The following is a 2,488-nucleotide window of genomic DNA, read 5'->3' on the forward strand; positions in this document are numbered from 1 at the left end:
GTTTCAGCACATCGGCTTTATATTCTTCCGTGTATTTCTGCCCCATCTATGACACCCTTTCTTGAATTCATTATATCACCTTGGGTGTGCGGTTTTATTGTATCACTCCAAATTGAAGCGTACATGCTTTGGTATCGGGATGAGCGAATTAAGCTATCTCTCGGTGGATTGAGCCCGGCAGAATTCAGAAGTAAAATGGGGATTGCCATTTAGTCCAATAAAATGTCCGCCCCCCTTATCAAATGCCCGTCGAGAGAAGAACCGTGAGCTGCTGCAGATGGCAAATATCGGCAGCATGGATGACATCCAGAATCCATTCAAAGAGACCATTGCTGAGTTCATGGAGAATGGTCTGGAAGCAAAGCCGGATGACGAGCTGGGCTACAGCAAATACGACTACAGGAACAAGGCCACAGATAACAGCCGCAACGGGCACAGTGGCAAGGCTTTGGTGAAGTGGATGTGTCGATTCCCCGAGACCGGAAGGGGGAATTTGAGCCCCAGGTGCTGAAAAAGAACCAGACCAGCATCGCCAGGACATTGAGGAGAAAATCCTGTCCATGTACGCCAAGGGTATGACCACCAGCGATATTGAAGCTCACATTCAAGACATCTACGGCATTTCCGTCTCGGACAGCACGGTCAGCCGAATCACAGACAAAATTCTGCCCATCGCCAAAGAGTGGCAGCAACGGACTTTGTGGCCCATCTACGCCGTAGTATTTCTGGATGCAATCCACTATCATGTCCGCAGCGTAGAGGATATTTTCATTGCCTGCATCAACAATTTGGCGGGATTTGATGCAGCGATCCACACCACCTTCCCACAGACTGAGATCGAGAACTGCATCATCCACCAGCTGTGCAATTCCAGCAGGTATGTGTCCTACAAGGACCTGAAGTCCCTTATGGCCGACTTGAAGACGGTCTATGCCGCTGTAAACGAGTAGGCAGTCCTGGATGCTCTGGACATCTTTGGGGAGCGTTGGGACAAGAAATATCCGAAAATCTCCCAGTCCTGAAGGGCTAACTGGGCCAATCTCAGCACCTATTTCAAATACCCGCAGGAGGTGCGCAGGCTGATTCATACCACCAATGCCATCGAGGGTTTTAACCGCCAGTTACGCAAGGTGACCAAGGCCAAGTCGGTCTTTCCCACCGATGAAAGCCTGCTGAAAATGCTGTATCTGGCTATGATAGATATTACGAAAAAATGGACTGGATGGCGGCAAGACTGGAGCCTGATCCACGCCCATATGTCCGTCTACTTTGCCGAGCGTATGCCCGAGTAACACCGCCGTAGCCGGATGTCAAGAACAAGGTAAACGGCTCCACCGCCCTTGACTTCCGGCCCTACCAACGTTATGTTGTTAAAAAGGCGGCAGCCGGATTTTCCCCGGCTACCGCCCTGAATAAATTTTGCTCTATTCGGACCAAAACAGAGTTTACACGAAATTTTAGATTGACCCTATGTTATCTGGTAATACTACTGCTAATATAGCATTGCTATGACTGGTTCGATCATTTCTCGAAGTTTCACGAAGGGAATATTCAATTTCCCATGGAATCCACTGTGACCGTTGCCTTGATCCGGGATTTTCATGTTAGGTGATATTAAAACGATCCTCAGTGTGCTGTTATAAATTTTATCCTTTAGTTGACTCCATATATAATTATCGCTTTTGTTTGACAAGTCTTCCTCATTATCTTCTCTCTTATATATATGATCCGTTTTTGGTGGTATAGTCGACTCTATATAATCAACATAGTCCCTGCGCCGTGTAAAATGTTCGACTCCCGGGAGGGGGTCTAACATCTCCTTCTTTATATTCGTACGATACAAAATTTTGTTTCCCATAGGCGGATACCCCCAATAGTCTATTTTACATACTTTAGTGAAGAGATTTGATAAAAAATGAAATTGAAATTAGCACCATGGGAATATAGATTGGAATTAGAGTTTTTGTAAACATAATTTGGAAAACACATGGTTCTTTACGAGATTTCTTATCATTATCGAGTAACCACATTTTTTCATTATATGGATTTAAATCATAATAAAACTTATCGCTGTTTGTTCGGTTTTCTATTACCCATTCATACTTCCAGCGATAAAGCAGTTCCATTTTCAAAAAAAAGGCATCTAAATACCAGAAACATAAAGTTGCAAGTACGCCTATTATAGATAGCATCTGCATATCTACTCTTTCTGGTAGTAATGCAAGTACAACTGCAACCAATGTAATTGTCCATCCTTTTACAACAAAAGAATTTTGAGCCATACGGTTGATGCACGATTGAATCAAGTCTATTTCCTTGAGCAATATTTCGTTTTGTTGGGCCATAGTATTTGCCTCCTTATATCTGCGGCTTTCATGTGTAGGTTTGTCAAACATATTGGACAGAGAACTCTAAGGGAGAAAACCAACCTAGAGGCCTCATGGGAAAGTTGTTGGAGTGGCGATTATGGATAGCGAGCTGCTTGGCG

General features: G+C 44.4%; 2 protein-coding genes and 1 pseudogene. 2 read left to right on the forward strand and 1 reads right to left on the reverse strand.

Going from position 1 to position 2,488, the window contains the following annotated elements; translation table 11 throughout:
- Both ACTQ3V_RS15390 and ACTQ3V_RS15395 read left to right on the forward strand, forming a co-directional pair.
- A partial coding sequence (locus tag ACTQ3V_RS15390; protein WP_441468267.1) for an IS3 family transposase occupies window positions 1-213 on the forward strand: 213 nt, incomplete at its 5' end.
- A gap of 64 nt (window positions 214-277) precedes the next feature.
- Window positions 278-1,292 (forward strand): annotated as a pseudogene (locus ACTQ3V_RS15395) (IS256 family transposase).
- A 600-nt stretch (window positions 1,293-1,892) separates the two neighbouring features.
- Here the strand turns inward: ACTQ3V_RS15395 and ACTQ3V_RS15400 are convergent.
- Window positions 1,893-2,345: a hypothetical protein gene (locus ACTQ3V_RS15400; RefSeq protein ID WP_441468268.1), complete on the reverse strand. Its 453-nt coding sequence runs from the start codon at window positions 2,343-2,345 to the stop codon at window positions 1,893-1,895.
- Window positions 2,346-2,488: the final 143 nt, after the last annotated feature.

Origin of the sequence: Candidatus Agathobaculum pullicola (assembly GCF_052117205.1) — a bacterium.
GTDB lineage: Bacteria > Bacillota > Clostridia > Oscillospirales > Butyricicoccaceae > Agathobaculum > Agathobaculum pullicola.

Bases quoted from the DNA above. Each gene is read 5' to 3' on its own strand.
- ACTQ3V_RS15400 (WP_441468268.1), bottom strand. From the start codon at position 2,345: ATGGCCCAACAAAACGAAATATTGCTCAAGGAAATAGACTTGATTCAA.